Source organism: Bowmanella dokdonensis, from assembly GCF_017254865.1.
Taxonomy (GTDB): Bacteria; Pseudomonadota; Gammaproteobacteria; order Enterobacterales; family Alteromonadaceae; genus Bowmanella; species Bowmanella dokdonensis.
The window spans coordinates 1-373 of record NZ_JAFKCV010000159.1; the positions used below are offsets into that span (position 1 = coordinate 1).

The window sequence follows — 373 nt, forward strand, 5'->3', positions numbered from 1 at the left end:
ATCCGAGCTGGTGCCCGCATTGAAAAGCTGTGAGGCCAGTCTTCTCGATATCATCAGTACCCAAACCGACGCAGTGTCATTGCTTCGGCATTCTTTTGACCAACTACAAGGGTTGATGCAACGTCAAAGTCAGTGCATACACAGCTTGTTGGTCAGTTCTGATGGTAGTGCAGAATTTAACAGTAGCCGAATGCACGATTTTGCTGTGAATACCGGCCTGATGCTGGATCGCTTTATCGCAACAACAGTGGATATGTCAGCGTCATCCATGGACCTGTTGGAAAAAGTTAACAAGATATACGACGCCATGCCTCAGGTCATGAAAGCCCTGAAGGATATTGACGAGATAGCCTCTCAAACCAACCTGCTTGCT

1 pseudogene is annotated in these 373 nt (G+C 47.5%); it reads left to right on the forward strand.

The window, feature by feature from the left end:
* Positions 1–190: 190 nt before the first annotated feature.
* Positions 191–373, forward strand: a pseudogene (locus tag J0A66_RS22030) (methyl-accepting chemotaxis protein); the annotation flags it as partial.